Source organism: Exiguobacterium sp. RIT452 (genome assembly GCF_003598705.1).
Taxonomy (GTDB): domain Bacteria; phylum Bacillota; class Bacilli; order Exiguobacteriales; family Exiguobacteriaceae; genus Exiguobacterium_A; species Exiguobacterium_A undae.
On the sequence record NZ_QXJB01000004.1, the window covers coordinates 1 to 24,927 of the forward strand.

Genomic DNA, 24,927 nt, shown 5'->3' on the forward strand with positions numbered 1-24,927 from the left:
GTTGTGATTGCTAAAGAAATCTCGGTTAAAATTTCACGTTCTTTATTTAAAGACACACTTCTTATAATAATTTTTATTTTAATTAATAATCAACTAAGCTTTAGCCATTCTTTTTTAGTCATGTTTCTCATTTTATTTCTCAATTTAATTTTATCAATATTTATTAAAAATAAACACGCTTGAACTAAGGGGATGTTTTTATGAAAGGTATAATTTTAGCTGGTGGAAGTGGGACAAGGTTGTATCCACTTACTAAATCGATTTCCAAACAATTACTACCGGTTTATGATAAACCGATGATTTATTATCCGATGTCGACTTTAATGTTAGCTGGAATTAAAGAAATATTAATCATTTCCACTCCAGAGGACACACCACGCTTTGAACAACTGCTTGGTAATGGAAAAGAACTTGGACTTTCATTGTCATACCAAGTTCAAGAATCTCCTGATGGTCTTGCTCAAGCATTTTTAATAGGAGAAGAGTTTATCGGAGAGGATTCTGTTGCTCTTGTGCTTGGCGATAACATCTATTACGGTCACGGGTTCACAGATTTACTTCAAAAAGCAGCTTCTTTAAAAGAAGGATCAACTGTTTTTGGTTATCATGTTCACGATCCAGAACGTTTTGGCGTTGTTGAATTTGACGATGAACAAAACGTGATTTCAATCGAAGAAAAACCTGAAGTCGCTAAGAGTAACTACGCTATTACTGGACTTTATTTTTATGATAATCGAGTCGTTGATTTTGCTAAATCGTTAAAACCTTCTTCAAGAGGAGAACTCGAAATTACAGATCTAAACAAATGCTACCTTGAAGACAATTCCTTGCGTGTCGAGTTACTCGGTCGTGGATTTGCATGGCTCGATACAGGAACACATGAATCGTTGCTTGAAGCATCGACGTTTATCGAAACGATTGAAAGACGTCAGAAACTAAAAATCGCTTGTCTTGAAGAAATCTCATATCGGATGGGGTACATTTCTAAAGGACAGTTGATTGAATTGGCACAATCATTACAAAAAAACGCTTATGGTCAGTACCTACTTCATGTTGCGAAAACAGTGAAAGATACTTCTGAAAAGAAAGCAGGTCTTACTTTATGAAAGTAATAAAAAGTAAATTAGAAGGCGTTCTTTTGCTAGAACCTAATGTTTTTGGAGATCATCGTGGTTTTTTCATGGAAAGCTACAATCGCCAAGTTTTTCATGACTTAGGCATTACACATGAGTTCATTCAAGATAATCATTCACTTTCTAAAGAAGCTGGTGTGCTACGCGGTATGCATTATCAGTTGGAACCAAAAGTACAAACAAAACTCGTTCGAGTGGGATCAGGGGCAATCTATGACGTAGTGGTTGATATGCGGGTTGGTTCACCGACCTATGGAGAATGGGAAGGATTCATTTTAAGCGAATATAATAAACGTCAGTTGCTTGTTCCAAAAGGCTTTGCGCATGGCTTTTGTACATTGACTGAGGATGTCAATGTTCTTTATAAAGTAGATGAATTGTATTCGGCTGAACATGATCGTGGCATTCAGTGGAATGACCCTGAATTAGATATTAAGTGGCCAGTGACAAACCCGATTCTATCAGAAAAAGATACAAAACATCCAATGTTGAAAGATACAGAAAATAATTTTAAATGGAGTGAATGATTATGAATTTAATCGTTACTGGTGGTGCTGGTTTTATTGGAAGTAACTTTGTCCGTCATATGCTTAATACATATCCTGAATATACAATCATCAACCTTGATTTACTAACCTATGCAGGAAACAAAGAGAGTTTGGCTGATTTAATCGATAATCCTAAACATGTTTTTGTAGAAGGAAACATCACAGATCGTGATTTGTTGGATCAACTGATTACAGATTATAAAGTAGGCGGCATCATTAACTTTGCTGCTGAGTCGCACGTGGATCGCAGTATCTTGAATCCAGAAGTCTTCGTCGAAACAAATATTCAAGGAACACTGGCATTGTTAGACGCTGCTCGTAAGCACAAGTTGAAGAAGTATGTTCAAGTCTCAACAGATGAAGTATACGGTTCGCTTGGAGCTGAAGGATACTTCACGGAAGATACACCGCTTGCACCAAACAGCCCATATTCAGCTTCTAAAGCCGGCGCAGATATGTTAGTCCGTTCATATTTTGAAACATACGGTATGGATGTGAATATTACGCGCTGTTCAAATAACTATGGACCGTATCATTTCCCGGAAAAATTAATTCCTTTAATGATTACGAATGCAATGGATCAAAAGAATCTCCCGATTTATGGAGATGGTGAAAATATTCGTGACTGGCTTCATGTAACCGATCATTGTGCGGCAATTGATTTAGTTTTCCACAAAGGTAAATCTGGTGAAGTTTACAATGTAGGCGGACATAACGAAAGAACGAACAATCAAATCGTTGATTTAATTGTTGACCGCTTAGATGTTTCGAAAGACTTGGTAACATATGTTGAAGATCGTTTAGGGCACGATCGCCGTTATGCAATTGATCCAATCAAGTTAGAGACAGAACTAGGATGGAAACCAAAATATACGTTTGATACAGGTATTGTTGAAACAATTGACTGGTACTTAGCAAACGAAGCTTGGTGGCGTCCACTTAAAGAAAAAGCAGAACTCGTGAAATGAAAAAAACTATCTTGATTACAGGTGCCAACGGACAATTAGGTACAGATTTAGTTCGTTTAGTAGACTCCTCATTGTATGAAGTCGTTGCTTTTACGAAGCAGGGTTTAGATATTACGGATTATCCAGTTGTTGAAGAAACAATTCAACGAATTAAACCGGACTGGATTCTACATGCAGCTGCTTACACCAATGTTGAAGCAGCCGAAGGTGAAGGGAAGGAAATGAATTGGCTTGTTAATGCGACAGGTACAGAAAATGTAGCGAAAGCAGCCAAGCAAGTTGGAGCAAAAATGATTTACGTCAGTACAGACTATGTATTCGATGGCACGAAATCAACAGAGTATGAAGTGACAGATCAAGTTAACCCATTGAACGAGTACGGCAAAGCTAAGTTGGCTGGAGAACAAGCTGTACAACGTATTTTAGAAAACGACGGATATATTGTAAGAACTTCATGGGTATTCGGTGTTCATGGTAATAATTTTGTTTACACAATGATGAAATTAGCTCAGACACGCTCTGAACTTAATGTAGTTGCGGATCAATTTGGCCGGCCGACGTTTTCAGAAGACTTGGTACGATTTATGTTATATCTTGTTGGAGATTCAAAAATTTCAGGTGGAGTCTATCACTTTTCTAATGACGAATCCTGTTCGTGGTATGAATTTGCAACAGAAATTCTAGTAGACACCACTACAACAGTGAATCCATGTAATTCAGATGCTTTTCCACAAAAAGCAGAACGTCCACAAAATTCAATCCTCAGCCTACTCTCTATAAGCAAGTTGAATTATACAGTGCCAACATGGAAAAATTCTTTAACAAGATTTAAAGAAAAAACTCTAGAAAATAAGGTGTGAAAATAGTGAATGTCACTGCGAAAATTTTAGTTACAGGTGCCGCTGGTTTTATTGGTGTGCATTTATCAAATCAGTTAACGAATCATGGTTATAGTGTAATAGGTTTGGATAATATGAATACTTACTACGACTTAAATTTAAAAAAAGACCGTCTAGCTCAGCTCAACGATAATAGAAATTTTACGTTTGTTGAATGTGATTTAACGGATCGAGAGCATATTAATAAAATTTTTGAAGAACATCGACCGGCAGTTGTCATTAATTTAGCAGCTCAAGCAGGAGTCCGGTACTCGATTGAGAATCCTTATGCCTATTTAGATTCCAATCTAACAGGATTCCTTAATATCTTAGAGGCTTGTCGGAATTATCCAGTCGATCATTTACTGTATGCTTCTTCTAGTTCTGTATACGGAGGGAATAAGGTCGCTCCGTTCTCGACCAATCATAATGTTGATCATCCAGTCAGTCTTTATGCTGCGACTAAAAAATCGAATGAATTGATGGCACATACATACAGTCATCTCTACAATATCCCAACGACAGGACTTCGATTCTTTACGGTATATGGTCCATGGGGACGTCCAGATATGGCCTACTTCTCCTTTACGAAAGATATCCTTGAGGGGAATCCGATTAAAGTGTTTAATCATGGAAAAATGGAGCGTGACTTCACCTACATCGATGACATTGTAGAAGGAATCGTCAAACTCATTCCACTTGCACCAGAAAAGAATCCGAATTGGGATGAAAGTATCGACGAACTGGGTGCAAGTTTTGCCCCTTACCGTGTTTATAACATTGGCAATAATAGTCCTGTCCCATTAATGAAATTCATTAATGTGTTGGAAGAAAAAATCGGTAAAGAAGCGAATAAACAGTACATGGAGATGCAGCCAGGTGATGTTCTTCGCACCTACGCAGATGTCTCCGAACTCGAGCGTGATATTGACTTTAAACCAAGCACAAGTATTGAAGACGGCCTTGGAAAATTCGTTGACTGGTACAAAGAGTACTACAACGTCAAATTATAAGAAAGGAGAGACTTAAAATGAAAATCACAGTAGCAGGAACAGGATACGTTGGCCTTTCGATGGCGGTCTTACTCGCACAGCATAATGAAGTCACATCGATTGATATCATTAAAGAACGTGTCGAGCTTGTTAATGATCGGAAATCACCAATCGTGGATGCTGAAATCGAAAACTTTTTACAAAACAAAGAATTGAATCTGCATGCGACAACCGATAATTTTGAAGCATACAAAGATGCTGAGTTCGTCATTATTGCGACTCCGACGGATTACGATCCAACACGAAACTACTTCAACACTCGGACCGTCGAGAGCGTCATCGCAACAGTCCTTGCCATCAATCCGGATGCGACGATGGTCATCAAGTCGACAGTACCGGTTGGCTACACACAAGAGCTAAAAGAGAAATTCGATACACCAAACATTATCTTCTCACCAGAGTTCTTACGTGAAGGGCAGGCACTGCATGACAATCTCTATCCATCACGTATCGTCGTCGGTGAACAGTCAGAACGGGCACAACAATTTGCCGATCTTTTACTTCAAGGAGCGATTAAAAAGGATGTACCGATTCTTTTGACCGACTCAACAGAAGCTGAAGCCATCAAATTGTTCTCCAATACGTATCTTGCGATGCGTGTCGCGTTCTTTAACGAACTCGATACGTATGCAGAAGTCCGTAATCTTGATACAAAACAAATCATTGAAGGTGTTGGGCTCGATAGCCGGATCGGAAACCACTACAACAATCCATCGTTTGGATATGGTGGCTATTGTCTTCCGAAAGATACGAAGCAGCTGTTGGCGAACTATGATGAAGTACCAAACAATATCATCGGTGCGATAGTTGAAGCGAACCGGACACGGAAAGACTACATTGCGGATACCATTATCAAACAAAACCCGAAAGTCGTTGGGGTGTATCGTTTGACGATGAAAACAGATTCAGACAACTTCCGTGCTTCGTCGATTCAAGGTATCATGAAACGGATCAAGGCAAAAGGAATCGAAGTGACAGTCTTTGAGCCTGTCTTGAAGGAAGATACATTCTACAATTCTCGTGTCATCCGTGATCTTGAAGCGTTCAAACAAGAGTCGGATGTGATTCTTTCGAATCGGATGCATCCTGAGTTGAGCGATGTTGAAGATAAAGTGTATACGCGTGATTTATACAGTAGAGATTAAAATTTCTTAAGACAGTTGGGGATAAGTTTGAAACTAAAAATAATGACTGTATTCGGAACACGTCCGGAAGCAATAAAGATGGCTCCCTTAGTTCTTGAATTAGATAAACATAAAGAAATCGAATCAATTGTGGTTGTCACAGCACAACATCGGCAAATGCTAGATCAAGTATTGGATCACTTTGAAATTGTCCCTAACTTTGATTTAGATATAATGACTAAAAATCAAACGCTTGTAAGTATTACGGCATTAGTTTTAGAAAAAATGAATGAAGTTATCTCTTCTGTAAAACCGGATATTGTATTAGTTCATGGAGATACTACTACAACGTTTGCTTCTTCTCTAGCAGCCTTTTACAATCAGGTTAAAGTAGGACATGTAGAAGCTGGTCTTAGAACATATGATAAATATTCGCCGTATCCAGAAGAGATGAATCGCCAATTAACAGGTGGAATAACTGACTTCCACTTTGCTCCTACAGAAACTTCTGCAAACTATTTAATTCAAGAAGGTAAAGATGCAACAAAAGTCTATGTTACCGGAAATACTGCTATCGATGCTCTGAAATCAACAGTTTCTGAAGACTATAATAATCCTTTATTGAGTTCTATAGTTGGACGTAAAAATCGGTTGATTCTTCTTACTGCACACCGGAGAGAGAATTTAGGTGAGCCTATGAAAAATATTTTTAGAGCAGTAAAAAGATTACACGAAAAGTACGAAGATATAGAGTTTGTTTATCCTGTACATATGAACCCTATTGTACAAGAGCTAGCCCAAAGTGAATTGTCTGGATTGAATAGAGTTCATTTGATTAATCCTTTAGAGGTATTTGATTTTCATAACTTCGCTTCAAAATCATATCTGATCTTAACTGATTCTGGTGGTGTGCAAGAAGAAGCTCCGTCTTTAGGAGTTCCGGTTCTTGTATTAAGAGATACTACGGAAAGACCGGAAGGAGTTGAAGCTGGTACTTTAAAGTTGGTAGGTACTAGTGAAGAAAATATTTTTGATGCGACTGATTTGTTGTTATCTAATTCTTTGGAGCACCAAAAAATGTCCTTGGCAAATAACCCTTACGGAGATGGAACTTCAGCTCAAAAAATTGTAGAAATATTAAAAAGAGAACTAGCTTTATCTATTGATGAAATTAGTGTCTGATTTTTAGAAAAGTACGAAATGGGAAATTTTTAATGATTTCTAAAAGGAGAGTCTTTTTATGGTTCATTACGAATAATTAGCCCGTTATTTTCTTACGCATTTTATTTTCAGCAGACAGACAATCAAAGCTTATCTTAGTAATCTACGGCAGATAAAGAAATTTTGTGGCGAATGGTCGGTTAAGTCTCCTCAAGCGTATTTTGATTATCTGATTCAATACTACAAGCCTATATCAGCGATGAGACGAGACGGCATTAGGAAATGAACTCGTTCTTACAATCGTTCACCATTATATTCAACGACGCAAGAATTATCCACTTGATGAGGTAGTTCAAACGGTTCGCCAAATCGATCACCGATATATTGTCTATTGCTTGAATTGATCAGCCAAACGGGCCTCCGCTTCATGGAGGCCCGTTTATTGTCGATAGAAAATGAAAATATCCAATTTAAAACCTTGGCGTTACTAGTGCGAAACGGGAAAAGAAGACTTCTGCGAACGATTTGTCTTAGTGTAGGCTTGTCGATAAACTACAAACGTTTTTAGTGGTACGAGAGACAGGACTCGTGCTTCGTTCCATTCGTGATCAAGTAATTAATAAGCAGCTAGTTTTGATAAGTTGAGAAGGCAGTCAGTTGCTGTTCGAGGGCGAGCACTACATCCTCAGGCCTAAGTGTCTCCTTTGCGACGTACTTGGATCAGGCGGGGAAATTAAACTGTTGGAGATCCATGGGGCTTGGTCATTGTAACTCAGGAACAGTGGAAGGTTATATTCTCAGTAAGGAAACTAAGCTCCATCAAATTATCGATGCGTTGTTGGCTTGAGTCGGTTAATCGAGGACCAGCGACTTCTGACGACGGCAAGGTGTACTGTTACGCCGTCTTGCGTTACTATGCCCAAGCAAATGTAATATTATCAGTAAATCAGCGTGATGTTCCTGATAAATTTTTGTCGCGAACGTCACTCGTAAGTCATATGAGCGGAGCATGCAATTAAGGATCTATTGACTGGCGAATCGAAGTTGTTTCTGCGTTTGATTCGGCTCCAGTAAACGCCTGGTGTCGTTTTGAAACAAGTAACTGTCGTTGGTCTGGACATCGAGATATTGTGTCAGGGTAGCGATTAGCGCCTGAAAAAACGATTTAAAAAGCCTGAGTCCAACAAAATATTGGATCCAGGTCTTGAAAATCTCTTAATAAATAATTCAGTCCAGCTTTTTTGGTACATTGAATTGAGCGATATCTTTTTGAATAGTTCAAAAAGACGGGGTTTTATTTTTTTTGATTTTGAAGAGAAGCCGACTTTTGAGTCAGCTTCTTTGTTGTTTTACATCGTCGCTGTTTTTGAATCATTTTAACGAGTGATAAAAATATCATCTGTCCGTCTGTCGTGACCGGGAAAAAGTTAAATATATTTGCTAAACAAAGTATTTTCACCACTACCCAAGCGCCGCCGTCCCCTTCGACCCATATACCAAAAGAGAAAAGAAGTAATGGTGCTGAACCTGAAATAATCAGATTTTGCCAGTCTACATGAGTATTATGATATCGGACCGTCGGAGTCAGAAAACGATCGAATGTCACGCGTGGCTGACGTCGGAAGAGAAGCGCAAAACACCAATGGATACTTTCATGAATAGTCACGACTACACCAATTAACAGTACATAACTGATCAGGAGCAGCAGTGTCTCAGCTGTCATGTCGAGCAGAAGTCCGTCGTGTCTGCATGAATAATCCAAATAAAGTGAACAGTACGATAAAGGCGAGATACATGAGGAGCGCCTGTAATGTCAGTGAGAAATGCGTATTCAGTTCTTCTTTCGTCATCACAGTAGAAATTTTCAGACCAGTCATCGTTGTCACAACACTGGTTTCATTGATTTGGAAAAGCTCATAAATATAATCAATCAAAAAGATGACCGCCCAGATTACAGTTCCTACACCAATCAATTTTGTGATCTTCATTTTGCCACCTCGTATTCTTTCTTTAGTATGAGATACAATACACCGAGCAAGAACAATAATGCAGGGTATAGTGCGCCGTCTATGCTGACAAGTACGGATAAAAGAATAATTAAGATAATCGTCAAGACGGAAGCAATCGTCTCATTGATATTACTTTGTGATTTCGGAAACAAAAACCCTGCGATTGTTGCCGCAAAAAAGATATTGATCCCGTATAGATAGGGGTTTAAACTACTTGTCTCCACAATCCCGACGTATAAGGCAGGAGCCATTAGAATGATCGACACTCCGAGTAGAGAACCAAGCTCCATTAACGGATGGATGCGGTATAATCGATACAGTTTGCGTACCGCTAAAGTCGCATCTGCATAAGTGATCGTTACGATTCCTAAAATCGGTAAAAGGAATAACCACAGTTGCATCGTCCCCCCCAGACCCACTTGATAGAGCGCCCCGGCTGACATGACAGCTAATAATGCCCAGAAGTAAAGGAAGTTCTTACTTCGAATAATGGCCGGCATCGTTGTTGCCAGTCCGATATTAAAAGCAGGTAAGCCCAATTTAAAGTAACTCTGACGCACGTAAAGGTGATTGCGGGAGAAGAATAGGGTTTGCAGGAGATACGCACCTCCGCCAATCAAGAGACTTCCTGCTAGTACGAGTAGTGTTAGCGTAAGAATAGAGTACGGCAGCGTGCTGACCCAGACATCGATTTGAAAACGTGTTTTGATTAAGTGAAAGGTCACCAAGCCGATCAGACATAAATCGAGCACGAATCCTAATAGGATACGCTTCAGTCCGGAGATGTTTTGTAATAAGGCTGCGTACAAAAAATCAAGAATCCAAAAGCTTGCGATAAATACAGTATGTAGCGTCAAGAGCACAAGAAGCGCAGTTCCCCATTGCATCGGAATCAACTTCAGTGCAGGTGCCACGATAATCATCAATAACTCAAAAAAGACAAGTGCGACACTCAGTTTAAACAAGCGTTGGCTGACATTGACTTCCCGTTCAGAAAAAGGAAGTGTCTTGGCGAAAAATAAAGAGTTTCGATTCAACGAGACTGTTGCGTTCAACAGAATGAACATGAACGTTCCTAAAATGAAAACGACATTGAAGTAACTGCTCAACGTCATTTTTCCTGCTAACAAGAGCGTCACCGGATCAGCTTCTTTTGCGTTAGTCGTCAACGTCGAAAGTTGAACCATATTCAAATAAAAGTATCCGAGATAAGCTGCCGTCAGCAGTAAAAATAACCCATAACGATTCAACCGGCTGCGAAAAAAGGGACGGTTGAACAAACCATGAAACGTGTCGTTATAGAAGAACTTCAGAAGACATAAAATGTTTTTGAACGATGGCGAGCTTCTCACGCAAGACCTCCTCTTGTTTTATGACTTGTGTCAATTCTTCGGGAGACCCCTCGAAGTGTACCAGGGAACCATGACGCATCAGTCTGACATCATCGGGAAAGCGATCAATCGTGTTACGTTCATGCGATACGATGATGATTTTCTTAGTTACACCAACTGCTGCGAACAGCTCTTGTACCAAAAGGGAAGTATCGAAATCCAGTCCGCCGAAAATTTCATCCGCAATTATATACTCAGTATTGGCAGCAAGTGCTGCAACAATTTGAATTTTCTTTTTCATTCCAAAGGAATACGACTCGATGGTTTTATGTTGTCCATCCGCTAAATCGAGTAGTTCGATTAAGATGGGTGCTTTCTCATACTCACTTGTCTCGTATCGACTTAAAACGAACTGTACATATTCTTTACCTGTCATGTATCCAGGCAAATAAAAATCTGAAGGTAGATAGAAGAACTTTGACTTATATGCTTTGCTACCCGGAGATAACGTATCAATCAAAATGTCACCACGATCTGCTTCGAGTAAGTTTGTCATCATATTTAGTAATGTCGTTTTCCCACTACCATTTGTCCCGACGATCACAGAGACGCCGGTTTTAGAAAACGTTGTTGATAATTGATCAATAATACGATTCTTTTTAAACGACTTCGTTAACTGTTTGATTTCAATCATTTTCTCGCCTCCTGAGAAAAACGGGAGCCCAAAGAGCCCCCGCTTATTAAGTACGTTACGAGGCTTTACAGCCAATACCCATTTGCCAAACCTTTGGCCAATTGAGCTTCACGTTTCCGTTAAAGCTGTAGCCGCGGCTTGTGCAATAAAAGGCATATGCAAAAATTCCAACTAAAAGGACTAGAGCAAAAACCATCCAGAACCATTTGTTTTCGATCATGTTAAAGAACTTTTCTTCCAATGATAACTGATACGACACGAACATTGCAGACATCCGAATTCCTCCTTTCTCTTTTGAGATAGAAAGTCATTCATCTTCATGAAACATGGCATTAGTTTTTTGAAGATAAAGTTAAAACTTTCTTCCACTTGATTGTAACAAAAATTCCAATATTAGGAACAAGACCTTTTGGCGCATCTTATTAAAGAGATAATCAAGACTTTTCTACCCAGGATTTCTTGAATACTAGTACTTTATTAACTTGTTTTATAAATACTTGATTAGAACGTCCTAAAAAAATTAAAGATTAATTTCATAACGAATTTAGATATATTACAAGGGTTAATTTCACAATTGAAGAATCGTGTAAGGAATGACATAAACTAAGATCTTTATTGGTTTGAATCCACATGTCTTTTAATCGATTCTTAAAGACTCGATAGTTTGCTGTATGCTGATCCACTGAAATAGTTTTTTTACATCAATCTTTTGAGAAGTAGTTTGGAAGTGAAGCTACTGATTACAGCATTTTTGAGCTTTCATCCCACTCCTTTAGGGGTGGGATGAAAGCTCGGTCGGATACGGAGTGCCCACAAAGAAGCCGACGGTTCTGGCACTTCATGTATCCGAAAATATTTTTTGCGTTGCAGTAAGTTGTTTGAAATGATACATTGTCAATATGAAAAACAACTATCGAAGAACCCAGACCACCGTTTCTCTGATCCATTATCATTTCGTTTTTTGCCCTCGATATAGAAGGAAAATATTCCTTCGAAACGATGTAGAAGGACGTTTCAAAGAATTGGTGCATGAGATATGTGAAAGCTTAGAAATCCATACAATCGCCTTAGAATGCGATCAAGATCATACACGTCTGTTCCTCAATGCCCCACCAACACTCAGTCCTGCTGATATCATGGCGAAAATCAAAGGAGTGACATCTAAAAAATTAAGAGCGGAATTTCCTCATCTTCAACACTTGCCAAGTCTTTGGACGCGTTCCTACTTCGTTTCGACCGCGGGAAATGTGTCGAGCGAAACAATCAAGCGTTATGTCGAGCAACAAAAAACAAGGGGGTGACACCTTGAATCAGACATTAACGGTGAACATCAAACTTCGTCCTACCAAAGTACAACAATCTATTTTGAAGCGTATGATGGGAATGTATATCCACACGGCCAACCAACTGGTCTCAGATATGGTAGAGGCAGAAACGATGCTTAAGCTGACGAGCAAGAATGTCCAGTCTCATTTGCCTAGCGCCGTCAAGAACCAAGTCATCAAAGACGCCCAAAGCCTCTTCAAGAAAGTCAAGAAATCCAAATTCAAAATCATCCCTATTCTCAAGAAACCCTACTGCACATGGAACAACCAGAACTATTCGTTCGATTTCGAGTCGATTTCTCTCCCGATTCTGATGGACGGGAAGGCACAGAAGACAGCAATCAAAGCAGAAATGGTCGATAAACACAATCGCAATTTCTCACTCCTGAACAATAAAGTGGGAACGCTACGCATCACGAAGAAGTCGAACAAATGGATTGCCCAGATCGCTGTCACGCTTCTCACGACCGAGAAGACCGGCTCCAAGGTTCTCGGTGTGGATCTGGGTTTGAAAGTCCCGGCAGTCGCAACGAATGAGGGCGACAAGGCGAGGTTCTTCGGGAACGGACGCGAGAACAAATACATGAAACGCAAGTTTCGTGCGCGACGGAAAGAGCTCGGTCAAAAGAAGAAGCTGAACGCAATCAAGAAACTAAATCATCAAGAGCAACGGTGGATGAGAGACAAAGATCACAAGGTAAGTCGTGCGATCGTTTCATTTGCGAAAGAGAATAACGTTTCTGTCATTCGCCTAGAAAGACTGGCGAACATCCGACAGACGGCAAGAACAAGCCGTAAAAACAATAAGAATCTGCATACATGGTCGTTCTATCGCCTAACAACATTCATCGAATACAAAGCAAATTTGGAAGGAATCAAGGTTGAGTATGTCAATCCTGCGTACACGTCTCAGACATGTCCTTCTTGCGGTGAAAGAAACAAAGCGAAAGATCGAACCTATTTTTGTCCATGTGGATTCAAAAAACACAGAGATTTAGTCGGTGCGATGAATATTAGATATGCACCTGTGGTTGATGGTAAGAGTCAATCAGCCTGAGAACCTTTAGGGTCTGTCTCAGGAGGGGTGATGGCACACCCTCATCTGAAGGCTTGAGCAAAACATAAATGGACTGCGCTCGCACAAGCACTTCAGAATCCCACTCATCCTGAAGGGTGAGCTTGCGGCTTTAGCCGTGGGAGTGTCAATAAAGTAGTTATGTTTTAATATTTATCTGAAGGGTTGAAGAGAAAATGAACGGGGAATTTGAGATGAAAACACTCTCTAATAGGAGGTTCTTTTCATGACTCATTTCGATTACCTAAATCATTATTTAAAAACACATTTTCTTTACAGCAAACAGACAATCAAAGCTTATCGCAGTGACCTTCGGCAAATGAAGAAGTTTTTTGTCGAATGGTCAGTTAAATCGCTTCAAGCATATTTTGATCAGTTGATTCAACAGTATAAACCAACTACAGTGATGCGACGATATCATGCGTTGATGGCACTTGGAAATGAACTAGTCCGAGTAAAACGGCTCAAGAAAAATCCGATGAAACAAGTCCGGCCGATTATCCACCAGCAAATCCGACAACGTGAGCATCATCCACTCGAAGAAGCGATCCAAACCATCCGTCAAATCACGGACCCAACCTATCGTCTATTCTTTGAGTTAATCAGTCAAACGGGTCTCCGCTTCATGGAGGCCCGTTTGTTGTCGATCGAGGATCTTCAGTTTGCGACGTTGACGTTACTCGTACGGCACGGAAAAGGACGACGCCTACGGACGATTCCGATTGGGGAGAGACTGGCGCATAAGCTACAAGCGTTTTTAGGAGGACGGACGACAGGACTCGTGTTTCGTTCCGTCCGTGGTCAAGCCATCAATGAACAGCAGGCTCGTGATGCGTTAAATCAACAGTCACTTGCTATACGTGGAAGACCGTTACATCCACATGACTTACGTGTTTCCTTTGCCACACATCTCTATCAGACGGGAGATTGCAGACTACTTGAGATTCAACGGTTACTTGGTCACAGCAGCTTGCGAACGACGGAAGATTACATCCTGAGTCAGGACACGAAGCTTCAGCATGTCATCAATTCGTTATCGGCATGAGACGGTTGATTGAAGAACGGGCGACTTCTGACGACGACAGGATATACTGTTGCGTCGTCTTCGCATCACTATGACCAAGCAGACGCATGACGGTCAGTAAATCAACGTGATGGTCCCGGTAAAGCGTCGTCGCGAATGTCACCCGCAAGTCGTGTGGTCGGAGTGTCCGCTTGAGGATTTGTTGACTGGCGAGCCGGAGTTGCTTCCGTGTTTGATTCGGATCAAGCAAACGTCCGGTATCGTTTTGAAACAAGTGACCGTCATTCGGTTGAACGTCGAGATATCGTGTTAGGACTGTTATCAGCTCGTCATGAAGCGGGACGTAGCGTGTTTTCTGTCCTTTGCCGTGACGGACAAACAGTTGGTGTTCGATCAGATCGAGATCAGTCCGGCGTAATTGTCGGGCTTCATTAAACCGCAGACCGGTATGTAACAGCAGGAAGTAAAAGGCATAGGTCGTTTCGTCTTTTATCAATTCGATGACACGTCGGGCATCGGTGTAGCTGAAAGTGGTCCGGTGTTTCGGGATTGGACGGGACGGTTTTTTGATCTGGGATAAAGGATTTTTAGCGAGTGACCGTTCAGTGACGAGTGTATCGAAGAGTGTTGCCAAGGCATGGATCCGGCGGGCGACGGTTGTCGGGGCATAATTCTGTTTTAACTGGTTCATATAACGGTGGAGGGAAGGGATGTCGATTGTTTCCGCATGCGTACAGAAATGACGGGCGTCGGCACGATAAGCTTTTTTCGTCAGCGGACTGTAGCTCGGTGACTGTTCGATGATTGCCAGTAACCGTTCCAAATAAAACGCCATCATAGGAGAATCTCCTGAACCTTTCGTTTCAGTTCTGATTTGAGTGAACGCAGCCGGGCTGGAGAGTAGCCGAGTGTCTCCTCGTTTCCGTGGAGCAGGGCTTGGAGGATTGTGAATTCCTTGCGGGACAGTTCCTGTTTCAGTTGATCGAGTAAGTAAGTGAAAGAGACTTGCTGCTGGCGGGGGAGTTCCGGCAATGTCTCGACTGTGATTTCACCGGCAAGTGTCCGGTTGCGGGTCGCCAAGTAATCGAGCATCGCGCCTTTCGCACGGATTCGGGCGAAAGTGACGGTCATGACCTTACCTTCTTCGATGGATTTCCAGAGTCGGAGTAGTGCGGCTTGGCGGCATTCATCCTGTTCATTCGGGTGAATCGAGAGACGGGAGAGAAGAGAGTTGACGAGGGGTATCCATTGTTTTAACGCTTCATTCATTATAAGAGAATCCAATCTGAGATATGCATATCTATGTATTCCGCGGTAGTTTCAGTATAAGTAGAGTTATCCTCTGTCTTCAAATCGTCTTTTTTGAATCATGCCAACGGTTTTCTAAACTTTCCAATTGCCAACTGCCGTCATTTCTTCGACTGAACACGAAAAACTACTTGAAAAACCGCCTGTTTCCGCCACTCGATTTAGGATAACTCTACTTATCCGAGAGGGTGTTCGGAAATTATTTTGTTTATCTTTTGTCGCGCTATTGTCTCTTTTGAAGCAAAAAGAACGAATGAGTCAAAGCCTGTCAGCTTCACCTCATTCGCTCTGTCGTTGTTTCTTAAAGAAGATTGTTTAGCTTCAAATATTCCTGTTGAACTTCTTTAGGGACTTTTTGATAAGTGACTTCTTTTACTTTGAGCATTCTTCCGTCTGATAACTCCACATATGTTTTACCTGCTTTTTTGACGATGTATTCCTTTTTCGGACCAACGGGCGATCCTGATTTAATCATTTTTCCATTCTTCATTCTATATAATTGTGTTTTCTTTAGTTTAGTTGTGGCTTTTCCGGCTACACCTGGAGCATAAACGTGTTTACCCCAATAAGGGAAAGCAACGATTTTTAATTCGTAATCCAGTAAAGGGTTCGGACCATAAAACTGATTTTCTTTTTGTAACGAGAGTCTGTATTCTTTGTTTGGTGAAACATCTTTCGATTCTAGTGTAATCCACTTATTAAGTGACTTATTTACCTTAAAGCTATTAGTAGAAGACCACTCGAAAGAAGAGTTGCTTTTGCCAGACATTTTTAACTGACTAGATATACGGACTTTCTTTTTTTGGATCCGTGTCATGAAAACATCCAAATCTTTATCATCGGTTCCAGGCAGAAGCGAACCCGTATATGTTTTCCCGAATAAAACTTGTGTTCCGATTTTGTTAGTTGGTATTTCTGAATAGGTGACAGGTGTTGCATCCACTTTAAAGCTATACGGCAGTTCCGTGTTTTCAATTCCGTTTCCGTCCAAGTTATCTAAACTGACTGAAATGACATATTCACCAGCTGGAAGGTACTCTGTAAACTGTGTTTTCGACTTTGAAGATTGGATGGAAGTATTATAAAGGTCTTCCCAAATGATCAAGCCATTTTTGTGTCTCAGTGTAAAAGTAAGAACATCGTTAGAAAAGGTTGAACTTTCAAGACTGATTCGACTCGGCTTTTCCAATTTAAACTTATAACTGTCGATATCTATTTCTGAACTTAAATACAAAGAAAGTGATTCTTGGAGGTTACTGGCATGATAAGTCTTACCTAATTCAATAGTATTGGCTTGTTTGAGGTCATTGTTTGGCTCAGCTTCAAAATATCCGTCTACATCATGAGTTACTTTAAGATCGTAAGCTTCTCCTTCGCTTTCATCATCCAAATCGACTTGGATATAATAAGTTCCTTTTTTTAAAAAAGCGTAAAGTATATCCTCGGGAGAGTATTGGCGTACACTCTCTAAATTCGCAAATACTTGTTGATTGTCGTCCAAAACAGAAATGTCGGAAAAAGCATTCCCTTCGACTGCTATTTTCATTTTTCCGGGTTGAGTAACAACTAATTTGTAATAGTCTGATGAATCAGGAATACCATCTTCATCATCCTCGGCCTTAATCCCACTGATTGTAATACTTTTAGAACCATCAATTTGATATTCGATTGCAGTATCCACGTCCTCTTGTCCAGTGTTTGCGGAGACTGCTTTTGCTTCTGAAAAGATAAACAATACTACTAAAGCTAACATTAATTTTTTCATGATTTCCCCCATCTCTCTAATTATAGAACCCTTCAAATTATACATTTTTTTCATTTTTTAAATTATATATTTGTATAATTAGGGAATTGAGTTTTTAATAATTGATGGATATGTATTACGTTTAAAGACATTTACTGAACAAAATACAGGAGAAAGTATCCAATATAATAAACTCATGGTTTATTAAAATACCAATTATCTCAGTATTCAAGTCAGATATAGAAGTTAATCATAGGAAGATGCTACGGTAAACAAATAAAAGTTGCCGAGCGATTACAGCAGAATTACGGGGGAGTGCCGATGAAACCATTAAAAGTCTTACTGATGACGTTGATTCTCGCGACAAGTCTGTTCATCATCGGTGAAAGCCGTATGCTGACACTGGAAGGATTCGCCGAGCCATTTGATACGACGACCCTGTACCCGAATCCGAAAAAGTCGGAGAAACAGATGATTGCTGATATCTATGCCGCAGCCGAGAAAAATCAGGTGGAGGTCTTTACGTATGAAGAGACACCGAATGGCAATTTCTCGAGTACAAAGACGATCTACGGAACGGCGGGTGTCGAGAAACGCCTTGCGAACCAGCAGATTCGAAGCGGTACATACGACAGTGTTTTCCTTGGTGACATCACCTTCACGTTCAAACCGTTACGCGAGCATCCGCGTCTTGCCTATACACCGAACTTTTACGGGATCGGATCTTCCGTTGCCGTCAAAGCATTTAAGATGGACTTGATTGATACATATGCGGGAAATCACCCGCAACTGGGTTATAACGAACAGGCGGAGCGGAATCGTGTCCTCGGCATCTGGTCGCTCGTCGTCATCATCACCGTCTTGATGACATTTTATGAACTGTCGATGAACCGTAAAGAGCTGTTGGTTCGTTTATCGATGGGAGAACGATTGTCGCTAATGATTGGAAAGTCCATTGCCTTCGATTCCGTGATTGTGCTTGGTATTTTCGCTCTCAGCTTCGGTCTGTTGCGTCAGGTCACGCCGCTTGGCCCTTATTTGCCATTACTTTTGCTGTTAGTGCTTGTCTTACTGGTCTGTAATGAACTCGTCTATCTGCTGATTGGTCGCTTGCAGATCAAAGAAGCGTTTGCCAACAGTTATCGTTCGCGGGCACTCCTGTCGATGACGTATGGCTTGAAGTTCATCACGGCGTTGCTGACGATCTTGATGTTATCGAGCAGTATCACGGTGATTACGGAAGGCGTCGCGCTTTATCAGCAACGGGACTTTTTTGAAACGAAACAGACCTATGACTATACGTATATTGGTCACAAAAATACTTCGCCGAATTATTCGGAAGAGAAGAGTCCCGCACTGTCGGAACAGATTCAGACCGAACTGTACCGACGTTATCAAACCGATTTCTCGGCGACAATCGTGACACCATTGGCGAACTTTTCGACGCGTGATCAGACGGCCTTGATCTTGAACCGCCAAGCATTTGAAGAGATTGCAGAGCAACTTCCGGAAGCAACAGACGTTTTCGCGAATAAACTGACGATCATTGCACCGGAGCAGGCAACACCGCCCAGTAAAGAAGAGCTCGACAATACCCTGCAGTCGTTTGGATTAAGCCCGTTCATCGAACAGCAGTATGAGACGATCCGCTATACGACACCACTCCAACTGACGGCGATTGATCAAAACCTCGTGAACGGCAGCCTGCTCGTCGACGAACCGATGCTGATCGTCTTGAATGATGATGCGAAGACGCGGATGAAACTGAAGCAGCTGTCCTCTGTTTTGTTGAGTGACATCATGTACGACGTCGATCCACCAACGTTTGATCGTTTCGTTGAGGAACAGGCGATGACGGATGAACTGATCATCCGGACGAATGTCTGGGATAAGTACATCGGTGTCTGGGAAGCAGCCAAACGGTTGATGAACATGAATCTGGTTTTTGCCGCACTGATCATTAGTCTGGAACTGTTGATCATCGTGACTGTCTTGAAACTCGAGTACCAAGTCAACGCGCTTGAGTTATCCGTCAAAAAAGTCATCGGCTACAGCATCTGGCAAAAAAATCGACGGTTGGTCCTCTATACACTTGGTGTTACGTCGTTCAGCACGGTGACCGTGACGCTTGCGGCGTACATCTTTGCAATCGGTCATCCGTTGTGGTTGCTGAGCGGAGGCGGTCTGTTGGTCGTACTCGAAGGAATAGTGTTAGTCGGACTGATTCGTAAGATCGAACGGGCGAACATCCAACGGATCCTAAAGGGGGGAAATGTATGATTCAGATTCAAGGCGTGTCAAAAACATTTGAAGGCAAAAGCTTATTTGAAAATTTGTCGTTACAGATTGAGGCCGGAGATTTCGTCATCTTTTCCGGACCGAGCGGATGCGGGAAAACGACGTTGTTAAATATGGTGGGGGCCTTGGAACCGCTTGATGCAGGGCAGATTCTTATCGATGGACAGGACATCACGAAAAAACGGAATCAACTTGACTATTTCCGGACGAAGATTGGATTTTTATTTCAAAACTTCGCCTTGGTCGACCATAAGACAGTCCGACAAAATCTGGAGATTGTCCAAAAGCGCTATCGCGCCGGCCAAACGATTGAAGAGGTCTTGTCAGCCGTCGGTCTTGAAGAGAAGATCGATAAAAAAGTCTATATGCTGTCCGGGGGCGAACAACAGCGGGTCGCACTGGCCCGACTGATGCTGAAGAAATGTGACATCATTCTCGCCGATGAACCAACCGGCTCACTCGATCAAGCGAATGCCGAACGGGTCATGACGATTTTGCAGGAGTTGAATGCAAGCGGCAAGACCGTCATTCTCGTCACGCATGATGAAGCAATCAAAAAACAGGGGAACAGGTTGGTGGAACTCGGATGAATCGAAAGAAAAAAGGATGGTGCATTGCGCTCGGTTTAATGGGCGGCTTCCTGCTGCTGGACCTTATCTGGTACGGGGTGACGACGGTTCAGTACAAACCGTTCGTTTCGGCTGTACCAGATTTTGATGGCGTACACAGTCTGACGCAAGATGGTGTCTCCTATACAGTGGAGACACCTGGTTATCTGTCTTATACAGGCAGACTGATGATCGCTGATAAACAAGCTGGATTGGCAGTCGGTGTATACCCACAATTGTTTCAGGACGATACGTACGAAGTCTGGATTCAAGAAGGAGTGAGGGGGTATCTTCTTGACGTCAACAATTGTTTGGAACTACTTGAACCGTACGACGAGCAGCAAGAGATACTTACTCGGAATAAACCGGAAATCACGCGTCTCATGGAACAAGCGAAGAGTGTGTTTCCACTTGATTGAATAACTACCGGAACCCAATTAAAATGTACTATTCATGTATGTTTTTAAAAGAACAAGGGTAACTGTAACTGTTAGCTAAGTGAATAAAAACTGACATTTACGGAGGCGGGGAAAATGAAGCAACTGGACGGATTTCCAACATCGTACTGGCGCACATCGATTGAAGCATCGGCGTATCCGAAACTCGAAGCAAACCTGACGAGTGACGTTGTCGTCATCGGGGCCGGGATCGCCGGGCTCGTCACGGCCGTGCAACTGATTGAACAAGGTTATGATGTGACGTTGATCGAAGCTGACCGGATTGCAAGCGGGACGACCGGCTATACGACGGCAAAGGTTTCATCGCAACATGGTTTGATTTACGACGAACTGATTCAGACGTTCGGCGAAGAAAAAGCACGGCTCTATCACGAAGCGAATGAAGAAGCGATTCGTTTCCTCCGTGATCAGACGACACGCCTTTCAATCGACTGTGAGCTCGAGGAACAGGATGCGTACCTGTACGTTGCGTCGAGTGGACCGAAACACAAGCAACTGATCAAGGAAGCAGATGCCTACAGCCGGCTTGGGATCAATGGTGGAGACGCGACGGATGAGGTCAAAGGGAAGTTACCGTATCCGGTCGAACAAGCCCTTGTCATCCGCAATCAAGCTCAGTTTCATCCCGTCAAATACTTACTTGGTCTCGCGCAGTATTTTACGCAACAAGGCGGCAAATTGTACGAACAGACGCGGGCGACGTCTGTCGAATCGAAACGAACGCCGACCGTGTTGCTTGAATCCGGTCACCAGATTGAGGCGAAAAAAGTCATCGTCGCAACCCACTTTCCGTTCAATGATTTTAAAGGACTCTATTTCTCAAAACTCGAAGTCCACCGTTCTTATATCGTGTCGGGACGTGTTCCGGAAGAGTTCCCGGACGGCATGTTCATGAGTGCTGACAAACCAAGCCGGTCACTTCGGCATACGCATCTGGCTGATGGGACAAGGCTCGGACTATTCGGTGGGGAGAACCATCTATCCGGTCATCAAACGGATACGAAAGCCAACTATCAAGCGTTGGGTCATTTCGCCGAGAGTGAGTTTGGTGTAGCTGAAATTGATCAATTTTGGTCAGCGCAGGATTTGATTTCACTCGATAAAGTGCCGTACATCGGTCAGATGACGAGTGATGATCCGAACATCTTGATTGCGACCGGCTTTGCCAAGTGGGGGATGACAAATGGAATCGCGGCAGGTCTGCTCTTGTCTGATTTATTGACCGGAACGCCGAACCGCTTCCGCGGATTGTTTGACCCGAACCGGTCGAAACTGCATAAACAGGATGCGAAACAATTTGCGAAGAACAATGCGGATGTCGCAATCGAGTTACTGAAGGGTAAAGTGACCCGTGCCAGTCAATCAGCAGACGACCTCGGAATCGATGAAGGGGGACTAGTCCGTCATTCTGGGAAAACGGTCGGGGGATATCGCGATCCAGCCGGTGAACTCCATCTCGTCAAGACGACGTGTACGCATATGGGGTGCGACGTCAAATGGAACAACGGAGAACGGTCATGGGATTGTCCGTGTCACGGCTCGCGTTTCGATTACGAGGGGAATGTGCTCGAAGGTCCGGCTGTGAAGCCATTGAAGAAGCTAAAATGATGCAGTGATCGTCTCTGATTTCGAGAGGCGATTTTTTTGTGGAATAATTCTCTTGAAACTCTCGTTTGTTGGATACTCAATAGTTTTACGAACAGATGACCGTAAATATTTTTACTGATATCAGAATTTAATACTTTATTATTTTTTCGATGTGCTATAATTACCTGGTATTAAAAATATTCAAGCGTTTAACTATATCGGTCGGGTCGATCTTCATGTGGATGTTACGAATTCACCGTCACGGACGCCGTTTACAGGTTTTATATCAAGTTCATTTCATAGTAGCGTCGTGAACGCTGTACGAATTCGAGGAGGAAGCAACACATGAGTAAAGAAAAAATCGCCCAGCTCCGCAAACACGTTTCGCCTTTTGAGAAGGCAGACGTCAAATCCAGCGTCCGGCAGATGATCAACACGATCTTGCCGTTTCTCGTCGTCTGGTTCCTGGCTTATCAAGCCTTACAGATTTCCGTTTGGCTCGCTGTTCCGCTTGCAATCGTCGCAGCCGGTTTCGTCGTTCGGATGTTCATCATCTTCCATGACTGTACACACGGGTCATTCTTTAAAAACAAAAAAGCCAATGCAATCGTCGGAACGATCACAGGCATCCTGACCTTGTTCCCGTATGAAAAGTGGAAACGTGAGCACGCGATCCACCATGCCTCAAGCGGAAACTTGGACAAACGCGGTGTCGGTGACATCTGGGTCATGACGATTGAAGAATATGTCGAAGCGTCAAAATGGACACGTCTGAAGTACCGTCTGTACCGGAATCCGCTCGTCATGTTTGGTCTTGGACCACTCTTGTTGATTCTGGTCGTCAGCCGCTTCAACCGGAAAGATGCTCGCAAAAAAGAACGTATGAATACGCATGTCATCAATGCGTCGTTGATCGTCCTGTACGGCATCATGATTTACTTTATCGGTTGGCAGGCATTCCTGATCATTCAAGGCACGACGATGTTCACAGCAGGCGTTCTCGGGATTTGGTTGTTCTACGTCCAGCACACGTTTGAAGACTCGTATTTCGAGGATGAGAGCGAATGGGATTACGTCAAGGCTGCAATCGAAGGCAGCTCGTATTACGAATTGCCGAAAGTCTTGCAGTGGGTGACGGGGAACATCGGTTTCCACCACGTGCACCACTTAAGTCCGCGTGTACCGAACTACAACTTAGAAAAAGCGCATACGGCGACACCACCGCTTCAAAAAGCAACGACGATCGGCTTGTTCTCGAGTCTGAAGTCGCTTCGCTACAAGCTGTATGATGCGAAAAATAAAACGTTTGTGACGTTCGGCGAAATCAAGCATCTGTTGCGTGAACCGAAAACGTCCGTCTCTTAAGCACACAGACCTTACTTCTATTCCTGGAAGTAAGGTCTTTTTTTGATGCCGGCTACGACTTTTGCCGTATGTTTCGTTGAATGATCCATGGTACGATGGCAAGTATTGAAGGAGGGATGATGATGCGTCGTCTACCCATTGCTTACGTCATAGCAGGAGTCATCTTACTTTTACTGTTCGGATTCAGTTCGATGCGTTATGAGCAACAATCGCTGATTCCGTTTCTGACGAATCATATCCCACTCGGGTGGGTCTATGCCTTTTCGTTCGTTTCGTTTCATTATGAAGTTCCGATCAGTGTCGCGGCGCTAGGTCCAGCGGCGTTCCTCGAGTTCTTCATCCGGAAAGGGATGCATGCGGGACTGTTCTTCATCCTTGGAACGAGTCTCGTCCATGTCTTACGCATGCGCGGTTATCGTTCTGTGCCGGCCGCTTTTTTTGCCGCGACGACGGCAATCACGGTCGGTGTCTTGGATGAATTTCATCAACAACTGACCGGCGGGCGGACACCACTGGTTGGAGATGTCATCATTGATGGGAGCGGGGCCGTCTTCGGCATCTTGCTGTATACCGGAATCCGCTTGTTCCTCAAAGCGGATCGTATCGTCAAATCAGAATATCAGCAATCGGGCTGAATACGAAAATACCCGGTCGTCTCAAAAGGATTGAGGCGACCGGGTATTTTGGCGATCAAAAACGTTGAACCCACTCTATTTTATACTGCGTTCGACCAAATTGTTTACGGAGCATTGTATCGGCTTTTTTACGAGCTGCTGCATGATCACCTGCTTTGATGTTCAATCGATCAGTATCGACGACTTCATCACGCTCAATGACTTGATATTGTACGGTATATTCTTTATTAAACATTCCTAAAAAACCCAAAATATCAACTCCCATATTCTTCATTCTAGTAGTTAGTATATGGTATTTTGATGGAATTAGCAATTTAATTCGATGACTTCCTCGCACCCTGAATTAAAATATTTATAGTTCTTATGAATCATAGATATATTGTTTCAAATGTTGCGAAAAATGTTGGTATTTATGCATTTCCTCAGAAAAATTTGATGAAACCAGAAAAATATTTTAAATGTAATAAGTCTTTAGTCTTGGAGGATATTTTTCTGAAATCAATTATTAAAGTTATATCTTAAAAGTTTCTCTATTTACCTTACTCGTAATTTCCTTGGAATGGTTATAGGATTATGAGTATGATAGAACATGAAACGATAAC

At 42.3% G+C, this 24,927-nt stretch carries 26 protein-coding genes; 17 read left to right on the plus strand and 9 right to left on the minus strand.

Annotated elements, in window-relative coordinates; translation table 11 throughout:
* The 8 genes from D3D03_RS16915 to wecB form a co-directional block, all read left to right on the plus strand.
* A partial coding sequence (locus D3D03_RS16915; protein ID WP_233550687.1) for a hypothetical protein occupies positions 1-183 on the plus strand: 183 nt, incomplete at its 5' end.
* A 17-nt stretch (positions 184-200) separates the two neighbouring features.
* Complete coding sequence (gene rfbA, locus D3D03_RS10400; protein WP_119923512.1) at positions 201-1,106, plus strand: glucose-1-phosphate thymidylyltransferase RfbA; 906 nt, start codon at positions 201-203, stop codon at positions 1,104-1,106.
* Positions 1,103-1,660, plus strand: coding sequence for a dTDP-4-dehydrorhamnose 3,5-epimerase (rfbC, locus tag D3D03_RS10405; protein ID WP_119923513.1), 558 nt, complete (start codon positions 1,103-1,105; stop codon positions 1,658-1,660). Before rfbA ends, rfbC begins: the two co-directional genes overlap by 4 nt.
* A gap of 2 nt (positions 1,661-1,662) precedes the next feature.
* A complete protein-coding gene (rfbB, locus tag D3D03_RS10410; RefSeq protein ID WP_119923514.1) occupies positions 1,663-2,649 on the plus strand; it encodes a dTDP-glucose 4,6-dehydratase in 987 nt (328 codons plus the stop codon).
* Positions 2,646-3,509, plus strand: a complete 864-nt coding sequence (gene rfbD / locus D3D03_RS10415; protein WP_119923515.1) for a dTDP-4-dehydrorhamnose reductase — start codon at positions 2,646-2,648, stop codon at positions 3,507-3,509. Before rfbB ends, rfbD begins: the two co-directional genes overlap by 4 nt.
* A gap of 5 nt (positions 3,510-3,514) precedes the next feature.
* On the plus strand, positions 3,515-4,540 hold the full coding sequence (locus tag D3D03_RS10420; protein ID WP_119923516.1) for an NAD-dependent epimerase: 1,026 nt from the start codon (positions 3,515-3,517) through the stop codon (positions 4,538-4,540).
* A gap of 17 nt (positions 4,541-4,557) precedes the next feature.
* The gene (locus tag D3D03_RS10425; RefSeq protein ID WP_119923517.1) at positions 4,558-5,724 is read left to right on the plus strand and encodes a nucleotide sugar dehydrogenase; all 1,167 of its coding nucleotides are present in this window, start codon (positions 4,558-4,560) and stop codon (positions 5,722-5,724) included.
* A gap of 21 nt (positions 5,725-5,745) precedes the next feature.
* The gene (gene wecB / locus D3D03_RS10430; RefSeq protein WP_119923648.1) at positions 5,746-6,885 is read left to right on the plus strand and encodes a non-hydrolyzing UDP-N-acetylglucosamine 2-epimerase; all 1,140 of its coding nucleotides are present in this window, start codon (positions 5,746-5,748) and stop codon (positions 6,883-6,885) included.
* 1,273 nt (positions 6,886-8,158) lie between these two features.
* On the opposite strand, the gene D3D03_RS10440 is transcribed toward wecB, so the two are convergent.
* From D3D03_RS10440 to D3D03_RS10460, 5 genes are read right to left on the minus strand one after another with little or no spacing between them, the layout of a single operon-like run.
* Positions 8,159-8,587, minus strand: a complete 429-nt coding sequence (locus tag D3D03_RS10440) for a metalloprotease family protein (protein ID WP_119923518.1) — start codon at positions 8,585-8,587, stop codon at positions 8,159-8,161.
* A complete protein-coding gene (locus tag D3D03_RS10445; protein WP_119923519.1) occupies positions 8,577-8,852 on the minus strand; it encodes a hypothetical protein in 276 nt (91 codons plus the stop codon). Before D3D03_RS10445 ends, D3D03_RS10440 begins: the two co-directional genes overlap by 11 nt.
* Positions 8,849-10,225: a hypothetical protein gene (locus tag D3D03_RS10450; protein ID WP_119923520.1), complete on the minus strand. Its 1,377-nt coding sequence runs from the start codon at positions 10,223-10,225 to the stop codon at positions 8,849-8,851. The genes D3D03_RS10445 and D3D03_RS10450 overlap by 4 nt, the downstream gene beginning before the upstream one ends.
* Positions 10,170-10,898 carry an ATP-binding cassette domain-containing protein gene (locus D3D03_RS10455; RefSeq protein WP_119923521.1) on the minus strand — a complete coding sequence of 243 codons (729 nt, stop codon included), beginning with the start codon at positions 10,896-10,898 and terminating at the stop codon, positions 10,170-10,172. Before D3D03_RS10455 ends, D3D03_RS10450 begins: the two co-directional genes overlap by 56 nt.
* A gap of 55 nt (positions 10,899-10,953) precedes the next feature.
* Positions 10,954-11,172 carry a hypothetical protein gene (locus D3D03_RS10460; RefSeq protein WP_119923522.1) on the minus strand — a complete coding sequence of 73 codons (219 nt, stop codon included), beginning with the start codon at positions 11,170-11,172 and terminating at the stop codon, positions 10,954-10,956.
* A 625-nt stretch (positions 11,173-11,797) separates the two neighbouring features.
* Between D3D03_RS10460 and tnpA the strand changes: the two genes are divergently transcribed.
* The 3 genes from tnpA to D3D03_RS10475 all read left to right on the plus strand — a co-directional run bounded on the left by tnpA (position 11,798) and on the right by D3D03_RS10475 (position 14,343).
* Positions 11,798-12,199 (plus strand): IS200/IS605 family transposase, encoded by a 402-nt coding sequence (tnpA, locus tag D3D03_RS10465; RefSeq protein WP_119923523.1) that lies wholly within the window; start codon positions 11,798-11,800, stop codon positions 12,197-12,199.
* Positions 12,200-12,203: 4 nt separating this feature from the next.
* Positions 12,204-13,280 (plus strand): RNA-guided endonuclease InsQ/TnpB family protein, encoded by a 1,077-nt coding sequence (locus D3D03_RS10470; protein ID WP_119923524.1) that lies wholly within the window; start codon positions 12,204-12,206, stop codon positions 13,278-13,280.
* 244 nt (positions 13,281-13,524) lie between these two features.
* Positions 13,525-14,343, plus strand: a complete 819-nt coding sequence (locus D3D03_RS10475; protein ID WP_119923525.1) for a tyrosine-type recombinase/integrase — start codon at positions 13,525-13,527, stop codon at positions 14,341-14,343.
* On the opposite strand, the gene D3D03_RS10480 is transcribed toward D3D03_RS10475, so the two are convergent.
* The 3 genes from D3D03_RS10480 to D3D03_RS10490 form a co-directional block, all read right to left on the minus strand.
* Complete coding sequence (locus D3D03_RS10480; protein WP_119923526.1) at positions 14,324-15,160, minus strand: tyrosine-type recombinase/integrase; 837 nt, start codon at positions 15,158-15,160, stop codon at positions 14,324-14,326. The two genes, D3D03_RS10475 and D3D03_RS10480, sit on opposite strands and share 20 nt — an antisense overlap.
* The gene (locus tag D3D03_RS10485; RefSeq protein WP_119923527.1) at positions 15,157-15,591 is read right to left on the minus strand and encodes a sigma factor; all 435 of its coding nucleotides are present in this window, start codon (positions 15,589-15,591) and stop codon (positions 15,157-15,159) included. Before D3D03_RS10485 ends, D3D03_RS10480 begins: the two co-directional genes overlap by 4 nt.
* Positions 15,592-15,931: 340 nt before the next feature.
* Complete coding sequence (locus D3D03_RS10490) at positions 15,932-17,395, minus strand: PPC domain-containing protein (protein WP_158583698.1); 1,464 nt, start codon at positions 17,393-17,395, stop codon at positions 15,932-15,934.
* Between the two features lie 300 nt (positions 17,396-17,695).
* On the opposite strand from D3D03_RS10490, the gene D3D03_RS10495 reads away from it, so the two are divergent.
* From D3D03_RS10495 to D3D03_RS10520, 6 genes are all read left to right on the plus strand, one after another.
* A complete protein-coding gene (locus D3D03_RS10495) occupies positions 17,696-19,654 on the plus strand; it encodes a DUF1430 domain-containing protein (protein ID WP_119923529.1) in 1,959 nt (652 codons plus the stop codon).
* Positions 19,651-20,262, plus strand: a complete 612-nt coding sequence (locus D3D03_RS10500) for an ABC transporter ATP-binding protein (RefSeq protein WP_119923530.1) — start codon at positions 19,651-19,653, stop codon at positions 20,260-20,262. Before D3D03_RS10495 ends, D3D03_RS10500 begins: the two co-directional genes overlap by 4 nt.
* The gene (locus D3D03_RS10505) at positions 20,259-20,699 is read left to right on the plus strand and encodes a hypothetical protein (RefSeq protein ID WP_119923531.1); all 441 of its coding nucleotides are present in this window, start codon (positions 20,259-20,261) and stop codon (positions 20,697-20,699) included. Before D3D03_RS10500 ends, D3D03_RS10505 begins: the two co-directional genes overlap by 4 nt.
* Positions 20,700-20,813: 114 nt before the next feature.
* Entirely contained in the window at positions 20,814-22,346 is a 1,533-nt protein-coding gene (locus D3D03_RS10510; RefSeq protein ID WP_119923532.1) for an FAD-dependent oxidoreductase, read from the plus strand.
* A gap of 324 nt (positions 22,347-22,670) precedes the next feature.
* Entirely contained in the window at positions 22,671-23,690 is a 1,020-nt protein-coding gene (gene desA / locus D3D03_RS10515) for a Delta(5) desaturase DesA (RefSeq protein WP_119923533.1), read from the plus strand.
* Positions 23,691-23,812: 122 nt separating this feature from the next.
* The gene (locus tag D3D03_RS10520; RefSeq protein WP_119923534.1) at positions 23,813-24,325 is read left to right on the plus strand and encodes a VanZ family protein; all 513 of its coding nucleotides are present in this window, start codon (positions 23,813-23,815) and stop codon (positions 24,323-24,325) included.
* Between the two features lie 55 nt (positions 24,326-24,380).
* On the opposite strand, the gene D3D03_RS10525 is transcribed toward D3D03_RS10520, so the two are convergent.
* On the minus strand, positions 24,381-24,590 hold the full coding sequence (locus D3D03_RS10525) for a hypothetical protein (RefSeq protein ID WP_119923535.1): 210 nt from the start codon (positions 24,588-24,590) through the stop codon (positions 24,381-24,383).
* Positions 24,591-24,927: the final 337 nt, after the last annotated feature.